This is a genomic window from Pseudomonas salomonii (assembly GCF_900107155.1).
Taxonomy (GTDB): Bacteria; Pseudomonadota; Gammaproteobacteria; order Pseudomonadales; family Pseudomonadaceae; genus Aquipseudomonas; species Aquipseudomonas salomonii.
Map to the genome: position 1 here is coordinate 230,562 of NZ_FNOX01000013.1, position 12,633 is coordinate 243,194.

Here is a 12,633-nt window from a genome sequence, read left to right on the forward strand (position 1 = left end):
GAGAAATAAGATGAACGAAGAGAATTGCGACGCAATGCTTGAACATTTCAGCATTAGAATTTACTCATTACAAAAAGAATTCGACGCTTACAAGAATGACCAGATGATCCCAAGCGATGAAAGAAAAGCCGCAATGTTCGACCGCTATCACCGCATTAGAGCGTTAAAATTAGAGTTGCTTTACTTGAAATTGATTTGAAATTAAGAAGCCCAAAAGAGGGCTTTTTGTTCGTATTTGATTTTTTAATATTATTATATATAATAATATTAACAACATCTTTTTTAACATGAAAAATTCTACAATCCTTTTTTATTCTCACTTCGCGATTATTGCCGTAAGTGGTTTTTTTATTTCTGTTTCATATTTAATGCCAGAAGCCATACCGCCACGCGATTTGTTTTTTTTATTTTGCATACAAGGCTTCGCTATTTTCTTACTTTTCAAAATGCACATCATGGCAAAAAAGGAGAAAGAACAACTAAACAACAATAATGATGAGGTATCACAATGATCAAGCTTTCACTATTAACAATCGCATTATTTGCTTCAATGTCAGCAAATGCAGCTTATAAAATTTACATACCAATAGAAGCAAAGCTAGGCGGGTCATTGCCTGATAATACTTTGGCGTGGGTTGGTGTCCCTAATGGTGGTGTTGTGGGTGGTGGTAATGGCGGTAATGGTTCAAATCCAACGACACCGGAAGAACCAGAAAACCCAGAAAACCCAGAAAAACCGGAACCTAAGCCAGAAAGAAAATTGGTTACTACTCTAAATTTCTCAGTAGTTCCCGGCGAAACAAATAGTCTTTTCACATCGGACAGGCAAAATGGGTTTGTTCTTCAAACTTCCACGCTTGCCATTAAAGGTGCGTTAAAGCACGGCCAAAATTACTACGTTACGAACAATGGTAATGAGTGTAAATATTCTGCACAAGTATGCATAATTGATTATAACTGTTTCTATTTATCCGATAAATTAAGCGGTGAATATACATTGTTATCAATTTCGCCAAGCCAAGCAAAAGCGTGTCTAAATGTAGTGACCAATCACTTCACGGGTACCAAATCTTTGAGCAACGTGACGATTTACGACAACCCAAAAACTGAATGAAGAAAACGCCAAGAAGGCGTTTTTTTATTGCGGCATAAGTTTAATGCCAACAGGCTTTCTTTTTTTCTCTTCTTTTCGTTCGCTTTCGTCTATCAAATCTTTCATCATATTCAAAGCGGCAAGCTGGTCTGTCGCACTTCCGTCGCTCATATCAGTAAGCTTATTTAAAGCACCTTCAAGCACGCCAGCAGCAACATCTACAACTTTCCCTGCAGCGGCCATTCCAGCAGTTTTAACACCATCCGCAATTTCGGCTCCGGTTGGTTTTTCTGGTTTTTTTTCAGTTGGTAAAGCTTTAATATTGTTTTCTTCAATCGGCTTCTTAAAGGCTGAATTTTCAAGCTTCATTTTTTCAAGTTTTTCTTTATCTTCGTCAGTCGGTTTAAAACCTTTCAACGAATAGCCTTTTTGATCTAACCCCATCATGGAAAATTGAAGCCATGCAGCACGCTTAAAATCGTCAGTACCGTTTAGGTGTAAGGCTTGTGGGTTGCCGCTCTCTGTGAGCTTCTGCAAGCCTGCTTTGATCGCCATCGGGCTGTTAGTGTTGAAAGTAGCTTTGCCCTTGGCAGCACTGTACTCAAAAGCTTTCTTGGTCGAATTCTTGAAAAAGAAATCATGACCATCAGGCGTATCGAAGCGAGTATCTACAACGCGATTAGATTTTTTGATCCTTTTTTCTGTGATGCTTGATTGCTCATCATGAAAATCGCCGCCAATGCTTCCATAATCACGCACAGGAGCCGCTTTCACTCCCAGACGTGCAAGCGTGTCGGAGAACTGGGAATCGTCGCCAAAACGGGCTTTAAGAGCTTTGTAAGAAGCTCCAACCTCAGATGCTTTGAAGATCTGGCCCTCTTTCTCCAGGGAATAGGCATTGTTCCCGTTGGTGATCAGCGTGAAGCCATCAGCATCGAGAAATTCGAGGAACTCGCCAGCGGTCATAGTCTTGTCAGTTGCGGCATTTACCGCTTCTTTAAATTTGGTCTTCTCGGACTTTATCCCACGGTTTTCAAGTCTGTATTCGTTTGGGCCTTGTGGATTGGTAGGCATTCCGGGTTTCAGGTATTTTCTGTTTTTCACTTCTTCAAGGCCGTGTTTCAACTCGGCTTGATGACAAAGCTTTTCGAATAGCTCGTAATCGTTTTTCTGCTCATAGGGTTTACCTTTGTTATCTCGCTTATTCCAGATCAAATGGACGTGGGTTTTTCCGTTGTCGTCTTTATCGTGAACAGCTACACGGTATTTTCTATTGTCTAAATCAAGGGCTTCTTTCCAAACCGACATAGCAATTTCTAATGCCTGTTCATTAGTTATCAGGTCTTTTGCTGAAAAACTGATTACTTCGTGAATGGCTAGGACTTCTTGCTTTCTACCAGTCTTAGGCTCAAATTTATTATTGATTTGATTAAATTTCTTAACGCCTAGCTTGTTATAGTCTTTGATGCTGGTGCCATCAAATTTGGCTTCGCTACCGTCAACCAGTTCCGCTTTTTCTAATGCGTAGTTCATAGTCCCACTGATACCGGCACTATCAGATAATTTACTGATGACTTTTCTGATCATTTTGAACCTCTTTTTTTAATCACCGTTTTTACGTTTTTATCAATAACAACGGTTTCAAGAGCGTCAAACTTAGTGATGATTTGTTGAAGGGTCTTTATATCTTGCTCGGTGAATTCTTCCCCGGAATTCACTTTCTTAGCCATCTGGTTAAGGTTGGTACCAATTGAGCCAAGCATTTTTTCAATTTTTTCGAAAGAGGTGAGTAACGTAGGGTTTGTGATTTCGGCTGTTTGAGCAAAGCCATCATTAACAATCTTTTTGATTATTGCTGTTTTAGTCATTGAAAGACTAGAAGCGAGTTCATTGAATTTTTGCATGTCTTCTTTTGAAATTCTTATTGATACTTTATCTTGTGCCATGTTTCTCCTGATCGATGTGTTTTATTTGGTAAGTAAAGGCTTTCGCCATTTACTCATTAGCTGAAATCAAAATCGTCGTAAGTATTTATCAAAAGCTTTTCTAAATGGTTTACGAAGGTTTTTGCAAAGCTCTCATATTCATCATAGAGTTCTGTATTGGTGAAATAATTATCAGCCTGATTGATTTCTTTTAGAATTTCTAGAATGACTGATACCGCACGGTTTGATTTTTCGTGCATTATCATATTTTCTAGCAAAGCTAGGCTTGCGTCAGATTTCTGCATAAACATGAAATAAGATTGAACACTTGTTAATATTTCGGCTTTCATAATTTCCTTGTGCTTGTTAATTTGGTGAACAAAGGCCGGAGCCTGTTGTTCGTGGTGCTGCTGTTTTAATCTTCGAGGTCGTCCCATCTTCTTTGTATATCGTCAATCTCTCTGCAATTTCTGCAAAGGGAATGACCGTTCCAAGTGTCTTCATCGCAACGAACACAATTTCCTACATCATCACCTTTATATTCGTAGCTGCTTTCAATGTCGTCATCATTCATAATATTCCTCATGGTTAGTCTTTTGATTTTTCTGTAATGTAGAAGCATTACAGGGGGCTTGCTTTTGCTTCTAAATTTCAAACGAAGTGCGTAAATTTCAAGTAGGAAACGGAATAAAAAAGCACGAAGTGTTTTTTATGACCGACAATTTAACGAAGTTAAATGTCGGACGTTTCCATTGCTTGCCTATCTTTTATCGAACTCATATAAATGTTGTATCATATATTTTAATGTTTTCAATAGTGTCCGACAAATCTGTACGACAAAAAAGTGTCCGACAAATTTTAAAAGTGTCCGACATAATACGTTTGATTTTTAGACTTCATAAAAAAAGGCCATCAAATAAATGACAGCCTCTTTAATACGTTTGATGGTTAGATTTTTTTGGCGTGCTGTTTTGTTTGTTGTGTGGTGGGGTGATTAAGGATTTCTTCAATTTCGCTATAATATTGATCGCTGCCGGTTTTTGTGGTGAATACGTTTTGCACTATTCCATCATTTATAAATCGCTTCACGCCATTTTTAAAGATGATGGCATAATCTAAAAGCTCGAAATCAATATTGATGGTTTTTATAATGTCATGTAGCAAAAGGTTTATTTTTGCACGGGTTTCATATGTGCCATTGTTTTTTAATTCATCAATGGCGTTTTCAATATTGGCGTTATAGACGTTTAATTGTGAAATTTGGGCTTGTAGTTCGATGCGTTCAATTTCTAGGGCTTTATTGGCTGTTTCTGCGTTCTTTGCGGCTTCTATCATAAAAGCGGGAAGATCGCCGGTTTCAACAAATGACTTTTGAAAGTTTTCAAGAAGCTTTTGATTTTTCTCAATCTTGGTTTCAATTGCTCGGATCTGCTTAATTAGCTGTTCAAGCGGGTTATTTTCGTTTAATACGTCTGCAAGATTGATTTCTTGAATAGCGTTCAACATCACAGCTTCAAAATCGTCATAACGCAAACGCTTCAAAATACATTCGCGTGTAAATTTCCCTTTTTTACAAACAATGTAATTGACCGACTTCGGGACTTTTGCTCGTTTATCAATCCCGGGATTGAGTAGATGAACAGGGCCACCACAATCGACACATTTCAAAAGGCCGGTGAATAGGTTTGTGAATAGCTTCCCCTTGCGACCTTTACGGGTCGAATTTGCAGCGGTGATGCGTTGGCATTGCTCAAAGGTTTCAAGGCTCACAATCGCCGGAAAATAGTCGTGGATGGGTTCGCCTGCGGGGATCAGGTCGCGTTTTCCTGTCCCTTGTTTTTGAGGCTGGTAAAAGCCATGTGTCGCGGGGTTTCGCAAAATTTTTGAAATGATCGAAGGTTCCCAATACTCCGCACCTTTAAAAGTGGGGATATTTCGTTCATTCAAAATGTTTTTGATTTTCAGCGAACCATTACCATTTTGGAAAAGTTCGAAAATTAGGCGAACGGTTTCAGATTTTTCAGGATTTAGGACGTATCGACGGCGTTTAACCTGTATACCTTTGCTTTCGTCCATTATATAAAAGGTTTCGGTATCAAGCCACGCCGGGGCCTGTGCGGTCATTGCTACGCCATGACGGGCGGCAAGCTGTCTTTTTTCTTCCCAATTTGACAGACCTTTATTGCTTTTGTTTTTACTTTCGCCATGCGAACGTTTTGCATCAATGGATAAATTGATAATCGTATAAACGTCATTTATGTCATCAATGGTTTTTTGTTCTTTGTCGCTAATGATCGCCAATTTCAACCCTTTAGACAGGATCGTATTGACCTTCATAAGTGCATCAAACGGGCCGCGACGGGTCAGGCGGTCGATGTTTTCCAGTGCGAACACATCACCGGGGGAAAATTTCCCGGCTTCTAGGTCAGTGAAGAACCGAGCAAGCTGCCTTTGCTCCGCATCGTCGGAGAACGACGAACGTCCTATGTCTTCAATTGAATGACTTTCATCGAGCGAAAGCCCATTTCTTGAGGCAAAATCAGCGATCAGTTTTCGCTGACGTTCAAGCGAAAACCCTTTCAACTGCTCGGTTGTAGACATTCGAAGGTATGAGATTAAACGTGCCATGTGCTGCCGCCTGTAAGATCCGATCTTACAGGTATTATACGCCCGACTTGATCAAATCGGCTTACCCGTGGGTCGATGAGCTGTCCGGCCCGGCCAGCCTGGCGCAGATGCTGCTCAATAACCCGGGCGCCAATGGCCAGCCGCGCCCCTCGCAAAAGCTCTGCGCCGGCCAAACGCTGCTGTGCAAAGCATTGGGCCTGAAAGTGCCGATGTGGGACGCCAAGCGCTTTGACCAGGAACTACTGTTTGTTGAAGACGTGGGCCAAACCCCGACGCAGATCATTCAGACCACCCGCCTGGGCATCCCCAGCGGACGTGATGAGCACCTGATGTACCGCTTTGTGGACGCAGGTTATGCGCCTTATTGCACGCGGAACCCGCTGCGCCGGGGCCAGGTCGAAGGCCGTGATTATTTTTTGATTTGAACAGACAGAAGCAGCCAAGCAGATCCAATGTGGGAGCGGGCTTGCCCGCCCCCACAGTTGATCTCCACTGACTCAGGTTATGTCTTGCATAAATGGAGTGAAGTTTTATGGGCCAATGGCTCGATAGCATTACCGGCTGGCTCACACTGAACCCCGAATGGCTGGCGGTGGCGGTATTTATCGTCGCGTGCGTTGAGTGCCTGGCCATCGCCGGTCTGATCGTGCCAGGCACGGTATTGCTGTTTGCCATTGCGGCCCTCGCCGGCAGCGGTGCGCTGTCGTTGAGTGAAACCTTGCTGCTGGGCTTTCTCGGCGGCTTGCTGGGCGACGGGGTTTCCTACTACCTGGGCCGACACTTCCATCAGAACATCCGCCGCCTGCCCGGTTTACGCCACCACCCGGAATGGATGAACGGCGCCGAAACCTATTTCCATAAATACGGCATCGCCAGCCTGCTGGTCGGGCGCTTCATCGGCCCGCTGCGCCCTATGTTGCCGATGGTGGCGGGCATGTGCGACATGCCGTTCCCACGCTTTGCCGCCGTGAGCATCGTGGCCGCCGCCGGATGGACGGTGGCCTACCTGCTGCCGGGCTGGGCCGCCGGCGCGGCCTTTCGCCTGCCGCTGCCGGAAGGTTTCTGGCTGGAAGCCGGGATTGTCGCCGGGTGTATCGCGGTGTTGCTGGGGCTGAGCTTGAACAGCAGCCTGCGCGGCCATCGTCGTGCCACCTTGTGGGTCGGTTGCGCCAGCCTGACCTTGTTGATCGCCCTGTTTATCGGCTACCCCCACCTCAATCACTTCGACCAGGGCCTCAGTGCGCTGGTGCAGGAGCACCGCAGCCCGTGGCTGGACGAGGTGATGGTGCGGATTACCCAATTGGGTGAATTCAGGAAAATGTTTATCGCCAGCGCGATTTTCACCGGCCTGCTGCTGGTGGCGCGGCAATGGCGGCATGCCGTGTTCGTCGGCGCCACGTTGGCGGGGGCGGCGGTGATCAACACCGGCACCAAGCTGTTTTTCGCCCGTGGCCGCCCGGAAATCCTCACAGAGCCACTGACCAGTTTCAGCATGCCCAGCGGCCACGCCTCCGGCGCCTTTGCCTTTTTCCTCGCGCTGGCAGTGCTGGCCGGGCGCGGGCAACCCACCCGCCTGCGCCTGACCTGGATGCTGCTGGGCTGTATTCCCGCCGCGTTCATTGCCTTGTCGCGGGTGTACCTGGGTGCGCATTGGCCCACGGACATCCTGGCCGGCACCTTGCTGGCGATGACGGTGTGCGCCTTCAGCCTGGGCGCCAGCCAGTACCGCACCCCACTGCCGGCGATGCCGCAAAAGGTCTGGTGGTGGATGTTGCCGGTGGTGGTCGCGGTGCTCGGTTTTATCGCCTTCACCGGCACCCCCCACGCGTTGCTGCGCTACGCCTACTGAGTGAAGAGTTCGCCCTGCAACTCGTCGAGCAACATCTGGATCGCATCCAGGCGTTGCTGCGGGTCATCGAGTTGCAGCAGGTCGATCTTGTCGGCCTCGGTGAACGGCAGCAGATACGCCAGCTGATTGCCCAAGGCTTGCTGGCCCTCGGCATGGGCGTCCATGTCCAGCGAGGCCACCATCGGGTGCTCGGCCAGGGCCTGGAGCAACGCCAGCAGGTCAGCGTCCTCTTCTTCCAAAGGCTGGTCGGGCTGTTCTTCGAGCCATTGCACCTCGGCTACCAGTAACTGGTCCTTCTGCACGCCGGCGTCGCGTACGCGGAAGCGGCGACCACCTTCGACACGAATCCCCAGCAGGCCGTTGTCCTGCTGCTTGAAATCGCGGATCAGCGCTTCACAACCGATCAGCGCGTAGCCGTCCGGTGCCATGCCGACTTCCTTGCCGTCGAGGATGCACACCACACCAAAGCTTTCGCCCTTTTTCATGCAGCGGCTGATCATGTCCAGGTAGCGCGCCTCGAACAGTTGCAAGTCGAGGGTGCAGCCAGGGAACAGCACGGTATTGAGCGGGAACAGCGCCAGACTCATAAAGGTTTCCTTAAACCTGGTTTAAACGATCACCGACACGGCCAACGGCAGGAAAACCGCCGTGCCCACGCCCATCAGACTCATGGCCAGCGCCGCAAAGGCGCCGCACTCTTCACTTTCCTGCAAGGCCACCGAGGTGCCGACGGCGTGGGCGGTCATGCCCAGCGCCATGCCCCGCGCCTCGGGGCTGTGCACGCCGAGGCGCGACAGGTACGCCGGGCCGATCATCGCGCCGATCACCCCGGTGATCAGCACAAACACCGCCGCCAGCGCGGCCACGCCACCGATCTGCTCGGCCACCAGCATGGCAATCGGCGAGGTCACCGATTTGGGCGCCATGGTCATCAGCATCATATGTTCAGCGCCGAACCACCAGCCCAGCAGCACGCACAAGCCGGTGGCCACCACCCCGCCTATCACCAGCGTAGTAAATATCGGCCAGAACAATTGACGAATCCGTCGCAGGTTCAAGAACAGCGGCACCGCCAGGGCCACCGTCGCCGGGCCGAGGAGGATGCCCATGATCTCGGTGCTCTTGCGGTATTCGACGTAGGTCAGGCCGCAGCTGAGCAACACGCCGATCACCAGCAGCATCGACACCAGCACCGGTTGCAGGAAAATCCAGCGGGTTTTCTCGAATGCCGCCAGTACCAGTTGGTAGGCGCCAAGGGTGATGCCGATGCCGAACAACGGATGATGAATAACCGCAGCCCACGCGCCCTGCCAGTCGCCGATCATTGATCGCGCTCCTTGCGCTTGACCATGCGCTGCATCAGCACGCCGACAAGGCCCATGGCGATCACCAACGACAACACCAGCGCGCCGATGATGGCCCAGAAATCGGCGGCAATGTCCTTGGCGTAGACCATCACACCCACCGCCGGCGGCACCAGCAGCAACGGCAAATAACGTAACAGGCTGCTGGCGGCCAGGCTCAGGGGCTCGCCGACTTCACCGCGCCAGATCAGAAAACCGAGCATCAGCAGCAAGCCGATAATCGGCCCCGGCAGCACCGGCAACAGCAAATGGTTGATCGCGGTGCCGATCAATTGAAACAGCACCAGCCAGGTCAGGCCCCGTAACAACATCGCTCTCTCCCCTCTAAAGCTGGGACGCATTATAAGCACGCCCACCGTATGCTTCGGCATTCGCCAAAAGCATGGTGGGTTGACCGGGTGGGTTGCCCATGATGATCTACATTGGTTCTCTGTCACTCATAAAAACAGAATCGATGAACCAAGGAGAGTCGCAATGCCCTATGTACCTGTAGCGCAGCTCAAAGATTATGTCGGCAAGGAACTGGGACGTTCCGAATGGCTCACCATCGACCAGGCGCGTATCAACCTGTTCGCAGAAGCCACCGGCGACCATCAGTTCATCCACGTCGACCCGGTCAAGGCCGCCAAGACCCCGTTCGGCAGCACCATCGCCCACGGTTTCCTGTCGCTGTCGTTGATGCCCAAGCTGATGGAAGACATCCTGATCATGCCCGAAGGCCTGAAGATGGCCGTCAACTATGGCCTGGACAGCGTGCGTTTTATCCAGCCGGTAAAGGTCGATTCCAAGGTCCGCCTGAACGTGACCCTCACCGACGTGACCGAGAAAAAACCTGGCCAATGGCTATTTAAGGCCACCGCCACCCTGGAAATCGAAGGCCAGGAAAAACCCGCTTACATCGCCGAGTCGTTGTCACTCTGCTTCGTGTAAGGCCGTGCCTGTGGCGAGGCAATAAACCTTGCCACAGTGTATGTAAATTTATGTATGAATCTCGCAGCTGCGGCATACTCGGCGCTTAATTATCCGGATCCCGCTATGCGCCCACTCGCCCCCCTTGCCCTTGCCCTGTTGCTCACCGCTTGCGGAGACGGCGAATCGCTGTTGCCGCCCGATGCGCGCCTGCCCGACGGCGGCCGTTATCGGGGTGATGTGGTCAACGGTTTGCTGCAAGGCCAGGGCCGCGTGGACTACCCCAACGGCAGTTGGTACGCCGGCCAGTTCGACAAAGGCCAGTGGCACGGCCAGGGCGAATGGCATGGCAGCAACGGCGAGGTCTACAAAGGCCAGTTCCAGCAAGGCCTGTTCGACGGCCATGGCAGCCTGACCACGGCGGGCAGCAGCTACGTCGGCGGTTTCAAGAACGGGCGACGCAACGGCGAAGGCACCCTCAAAGAGGGGCAGATGACCTATCGCGGCGAATTCAAAAACGATCAATATTCCGGCCTTGGCCGCCTGGAGTTGGCCGACGGCAGCCAGTACCAGGGCCAGTTCGTGCACGGCAAACCCAATGGCGAAGGCCAGCGCAACGACGACAGCGGCAACCAGTTCAGCGGCCGTTTTGTCGACGGCCAGCTTGAAGGCAATGGCACCTTCAACAGTGCCGACGGCGATATCTATGTTGGCCAGTTCAAACAGAACCAGCTCAACGGCAAGGGCCGTTATGAAAACGCCGACGGCGACGTGTGGATCGGCCAGTTCAAGGAAGGCGCGCTCAGCGGCAAAGGCGAGCTGATCGGCGTGGACGGCAGCCACTACGTGGGCCAGTTCAGCGAATGGCGCTTCAGCGGCGAAGGCCGCCTGAACCTCACCGACGGCAGTTTCTATGTCGGCGGTTTCGACAGCGACAGCTATCAAGGCAAAGGCACCCTGGTGCTCACCGACGGCACCGTGCAGGCCGGCACCTGGGTCAACGGCATGCGCGTGCGTGACGCCGACGGCAAGTTGCTGCCCGACCCACTCGAGATCGGCATACTGGCCCAAGGCCGCTTGCTCGATGCCGCCCTCGCCGCCGTGCCACCTTCCACGCCTGCCGTCGAGCTGTACACCCTGGTATTGGCCGGCGATGGCAAACAAAGCGTGTTCCTGCGCGAAGCCGATTACGTCAGCAACATGCTTGCCACGCGCTTCGGCGCGCGCGGGCAGATCCGCCTGGTCAACCATCGCGACCACATCGCCGACCGCCCGCTGGCCACCCGCGAAAGCCTGCGCCGCGCCGTGCAAACCCTGGCCGAGCGCACCGGGCCGCAAGACCTGGTGTTTATCTACATGACCAGCCACGGTACCCACGAACACGAACTGGTGCTCGACCAGCCGCGCATGGAACTGGCCGACCTGCCCGCCGATGAGCTGGCCGCCGTGCTTGCGCCGCTCAAGGAGCGTGACAAGATCATCGTGATTTCCGCCTGTTATTCCGGCGGGTTTATCCCGGCCTTAAAAGACGAACACACCCTGATCATGACCGCCTCGCGCGCTGATCGCGTGTCCTTCGGTTGCTCCGAGGAAGCGGACTTCACCTACTTCGGCGACGCCCTGTTCGCCCAGGCCTTCAACCAGACCGACGATTTGCAACAAGCCTTCAAACTGGCGCAGTTGCATGTGGCCGAGCGTGAACAGGCGGACAACTTCGAAGCCTCTGAACCGCAGATCTGGGCACCCAAAGGCGTGATCGCACACTGGCAATTGTTACGTAAACAGCAGGCACGAAAGGCGCTCGAAAGCGTCTCAATGAATAGCAAGGAAGCCAAAGGCAACTAAGCTGTAACGTGTAACAAGGGGGAAACACCATGTACCTGACACCTCAGCATATCCTGCTCGCCGGCGCCTCCGGCCTGACCGGTGAACACCTGCTCGACCGCCTGCTCAACGAGCCCACAGTGACCCGCGTACTGGCACCTAGCCGCAAGCCACTGGCCGAACACCCGCACCTGGAAAACCCGGTGGGCGACCCGGCCGTGTTCCTGCCGCAACTGAGCGGCCAGGTCGATATCGCCTTCTGCTGCCTGGGCACCACGATTAAAAAAGCCGGCTCAGAAGAAGCCTTCCGCGCGGTCGACCTGGACATGGTGGTGGCCTTCGCCAAGCGCGCACGGGAAATGGGCGCGCGGCACTTGATCGTGATCAGCGCAATTGGCGCCGACCCGAAATCCTCGATCTTCTACAACCGCGTCAAAGGCGAAATGGAACAGGCGCTCAAGGCCCAGGACTGGCCGCAACTGACCATCGTGCGGCCTTCGTTGCTGCTGGGGGAACGCCTGGAGTCGCGCCTGGCCGAGAAAATCGCCGGGCCGTTGTCGCGGTTGATTCCGGGCAAATACCACGGCATCGAAGTCTGCGAACTGGCCCGCGCCATGTGGCGCCTGGCGCTGGAAGAACAGGATGGCGTGCGGGTGGTGGAGTCGGATGAGTTGCGCAAGCTCGGCAAGTAATACGATCTAAAAATGTGGGAGGACCCGCCACCTCTTCGATGTAGCGCTGTCGCGCATCAAACTGGTTCATCGTAAGGTTGAAGAACGCGGGCGGGGCAAAGGCCGTAACCAGCACTGGTGTGTCAGCACCCGAGTGGGAGAGTGGCCTGCACGGTATCGGCGTGGAGTCATTGTCGGCACAGCAAGCTGTGACCACGTATAAGAGAGTGAATCCGCTCGCCACCGTGTACCCCGCCCGCGTCATTCAATCCTGCGAGGAATTGTCATGACGCGCAAGAACCAAAAACGTTTTGAGGTCATCCACCCTGACTGCGCTGCCGTTGATGTTGGAGGCGGTGAACATTTGGCC

The 12,633-nt window shown here is 51.8% G+C and carries 13 protein-coding genes and 1 pseudogene; 7 read left to right on the forward strand and 7 right to left on the reverse strand.

Annotated features, from left to right (window positions below; genetic code table 11):
- Positions 1-10: 10 nt before the first annotated feature.
- Positions 11-199, forward strand: a complete 189-nt coding sequence (locus tag BLV67_RS26810) for a hypothetical protein (RefSeq protein WP_069786439.1) — start codon at positions 11-13, stop codon at positions 197-199.
- Between the two features lie 309 nt (positions 200-508).
- Positions 509-1,114, forward strand: a complete 606-nt coding sequence (locus BLV67_RS32735) for a hypothetical protein (RefSeq protein ID WP_141722697.1) — start codon at positions 509-511, stop codon at positions 1,112-1,114.
- A gap of 24 nt (positions 1,115-1,138) precedes the next feature.
- Here the strand turns inward: BLV67_RS32735 and BLV67_RS26815 are convergent, their stop codons facing one another.
- From BLV67_RS26815 to BLV67_RS26830, 4 genes are all read right to left on the reverse strand, one after another.
- The gene (locus tag BLV67_RS26815) at positions 1,139-2,680 is read right to left on the reverse strand and encodes a relaxase/mobilization nuclease domain-containing protein (RefSeq protein ID WP_074854550.1); all 1,542 of its coding nucleotides are present in this window, start codon (positions 2,678-2,680) and stop codon (positions 1,139-1,141) included.
- Positions 2,677-3,039: a plasmid mobilization relaxosome protein MobC gene (mobC, locus tag BLV67_RS26820; protein WP_069786438.1), complete on the reverse strand. Its 363-nt coding sequence runs from the start codon at positions 3,037-3,039 to the stop codon at positions 2,677-2,679. Before mobC ends, BLV67_RS26815 begins: the two co-directional genes overlap by 4 nt.
- Positions 3,040-3,095: 56 nt before the next feature.
- A complete protein-coding gene (locus BLV67_RS26825) occupies positions 3,096-3,455 on the reverse strand; it encodes a hypothetical protein (RefSeq protein ID WP_138763849.1) in 360 nt (119 codons plus the stop codon).
- A gap of 511 nt (positions 3,456-3,966) precedes the next feature.
- Positions 3,967-5,646 carry a recombinase family protein gene (locus tag BLV67_RS26830; protein ID WP_069786437.1) on the reverse strand — a complete coding sequence of 560 codons (1,680 nt, stop codon included), beginning with the start codon at positions 5,644-5,646 and terminating at the stop codon, positions 3,967-3,969.
- Between the two features lie 47 nt (positions 5,647-5,693).
- On the opposite strand from BLV67_RS26830, the pseudogene BLV67_RS26835 reads away from it, so the two are divergent.
- Together BLV67_RS26835 and BLV67_RS26840 are read left to right on the forward strand one after the other, a co-directional pair.
- Positions 5,694-6,071, forward strand: a pseudogene (locus BLV67_RS26835) (DNA-3-methyladenine glycosylase); the annotation flags it as partial.
- Positions 6,072-6,178: 107 nt separating this feature from the next.
- Complete coding sequence (locus BLV67_RS26840) at positions 6,179-7,495, forward strand: bifunctional DedA family/phosphatase PAP2 family protein (RefSeq protein WP_069786436.1); 1,317 nt, start codon at positions 6,179-6,181, stop codon at positions 7,493-7,495.
- Here the strand turns inward: BLV67_RS26840 and BLV67_RS26845 are convergent.
- Genes BLV67_RS26845 through BLV67_RS26855 form a run of 3 tightly spaced genes read right to left on the reverse strand, consistent with a single transcriptional unit; the run spans position 7,489 to position 9,170 of the window.
- The gene (locus BLV67_RS26845) at positions 7,489-8,082 is read right to left on the reverse strand and encodes an LON peptidase substrate-binding domain-containing protein (protein WP_065911245.1); all 594 of its coding nucleotides are present in this window, start codon (positions 8,080-8,082) and stop codon (positions 7,489-7,491) included. The genes BLV67_RS26840 and BLV67_RS26845 overlap by 7 nt on opposite strands.
- Positions 8,083-8,103: 21 nt before the next feature.
- Positions 8,104-8,820 (reverse strand): LrgB family protein, encoded by a 717-nt coding sequence (locus BLV67_RS26850; RefSeq protein ID WP_065911246.1) that lies wholly within the window; start codon positions 8,818-8,820, stop codon positions 8,104-8,106.
- A complete protein-coding gene (locus tag BLV67_RS26855; protein ID WP_065911247.1) occupies positions 8,817-9,170 on the reverse strand; it encodes a CidA/LrgA family protein in 354 nt (117 codons plus the stop codon). Before BLV67_RS26855 ends, BLV67_RS26850 begins: the two co-directional genes overlap by 4 nt.
- A 163-nt stretch (positions 9,171-9,333) precedes the next feature.
- On the opposite strand from BLV67_RS26855, the gene BLV67_RS26860 reads away from it, so the two are divergent.
- The 3 genes from BLV67_RS26860 to BLV67_RS26870 all read left to right on the forward strand — a co-directional run bounded on the left by BLV67_RS26860 (position 9,334) and on the right by BLV67_RS26870 (position 12,284).
- On the forward strand, positions 9,334-9,789 hold the full coding sequence (locus BLV67_RS26860; RefSeq protein ID WP_034117724.1) for a MaoC family dehydratase: 456 nt from the start codon (positions 9,334-9,336) through the stop codon (positions 9,787-9,789).
- A gap of 105 nt (positions 9,790-9,894) precedes the next feature.
- A complete protein-coding gene (locus BLV67_RS26865; protein WP_069786435.1) occupies positions 9,895-11,613 on the forward strand; it encodes a C13 family peptidase in 1,719 nt (572 codons plus the stop codon).
- A 29-nt stretch (positions 11,614-11,642) separates the two neighbouring features.
- The gene (locus BLV67_RS26870; protein ID WP_017136040.1) at positions 11,643-12,284 is read left to right on the forward strand and encodes an oxidoreductase; all 642 of its coding nucleotides are present in this window, start codon (positions 11,643-11,645) and stop codon (positions 12,282-12,284) included.
- Positions 12,285-12,633 lie beyond the last annotated feature (349 nt).

Bases quoted from the DNA above. Each gene is read 5' to 3' on its own strand.
- BLV67_RS26855 (WP_065911247.1), bottom strand. From the start codon at position 9,170: ATGTTGTTACGGGGCCTGACCTGGCTGGTGCTGTTTCAATTGATCGGC.
- BLV67_RS26825 (WP_138763849.1), bottom strand. From the start codon at position 3,455: ATGGGACGACCTCGAAGATTAAAACAGCAGCACCACGAACAACAGGCT.
- BLV67_RS26845 (WP_065911245.1), bottom strand. From the start codon at position 8,082: ATGAGTCTGGCGCTGTTCCCGCTCAATACCGTGCTGTTCCCTGGCTGC.
- BLV67_RS26865 (WP_069786435.1), top strand. From the start codon at position 9,895: ATGCGCCCACTCGCCCCCCTTGCCCTTGCCCTGTTGCTCACCGCTTGC.
- BLV67_RS26810 (WP_069786439.1), top strand. From the start codon at position 11: ATGAACGAAGAGAATTGCGACGCAATGCTTGAACATTTCAGCATTAGA.
- BLV67_RS26815 (WP_074854550.1), bottom strand. From the start codon at position 2,680: ATGATCAGAAAAGTCATCAGTAAATTATCTGATAGTGCCGGTATCAGT.
- BLV67_RS26870 (WP_017136040.1), top strand. From the start codon at position 11,643: ATGTACCTGACACCTCAGCATATCCTGCTCGCCGGCGCCTCCGGCCTG.
- BLV67_RS26860 (WP_034117724.1), top strand. From the start codon at position 9,334: ATGCCCTATGTACCTGTAGCGCAGCTCAAAGATTATGTCGGCAAGGAA.
- mobC (WP_069786438.1), bottom strand. From the start codon at position 3,039: ATGGCACAAGATAAAGTATCAATAAGAATTTCAAAAGAAGACATGCAA.
- BLV67_RS26830 (WP_069786437.1), bottom strand. From the start codon at position 5,646: ATGGCACGTTTAATCTCATACCTTCGAATGTCTACAACCGAGCAGTTG.
- BLV67_RS26850 (WP_065911246.1), bottom strand. From the start codon at position 8,820: ATGATCGGCGACTGGCAGGGCGCGTGGGCTGCGGTTATTCATCATCCG.
- BLV67_RS32735 (WP_141722697.1), top strand. From the start codon at position 509: ATGATCAAGCTTTCACTATTAACAATCGCATTATTTGCTTCAATGTCA.
- BLV67_RS26840 (WP_069786436.1), top strand. From the start codon at position 6,179: ATGGGCCAATGGCTCGATAGCATTACCGGCTGGCTCACACTGAACCCC.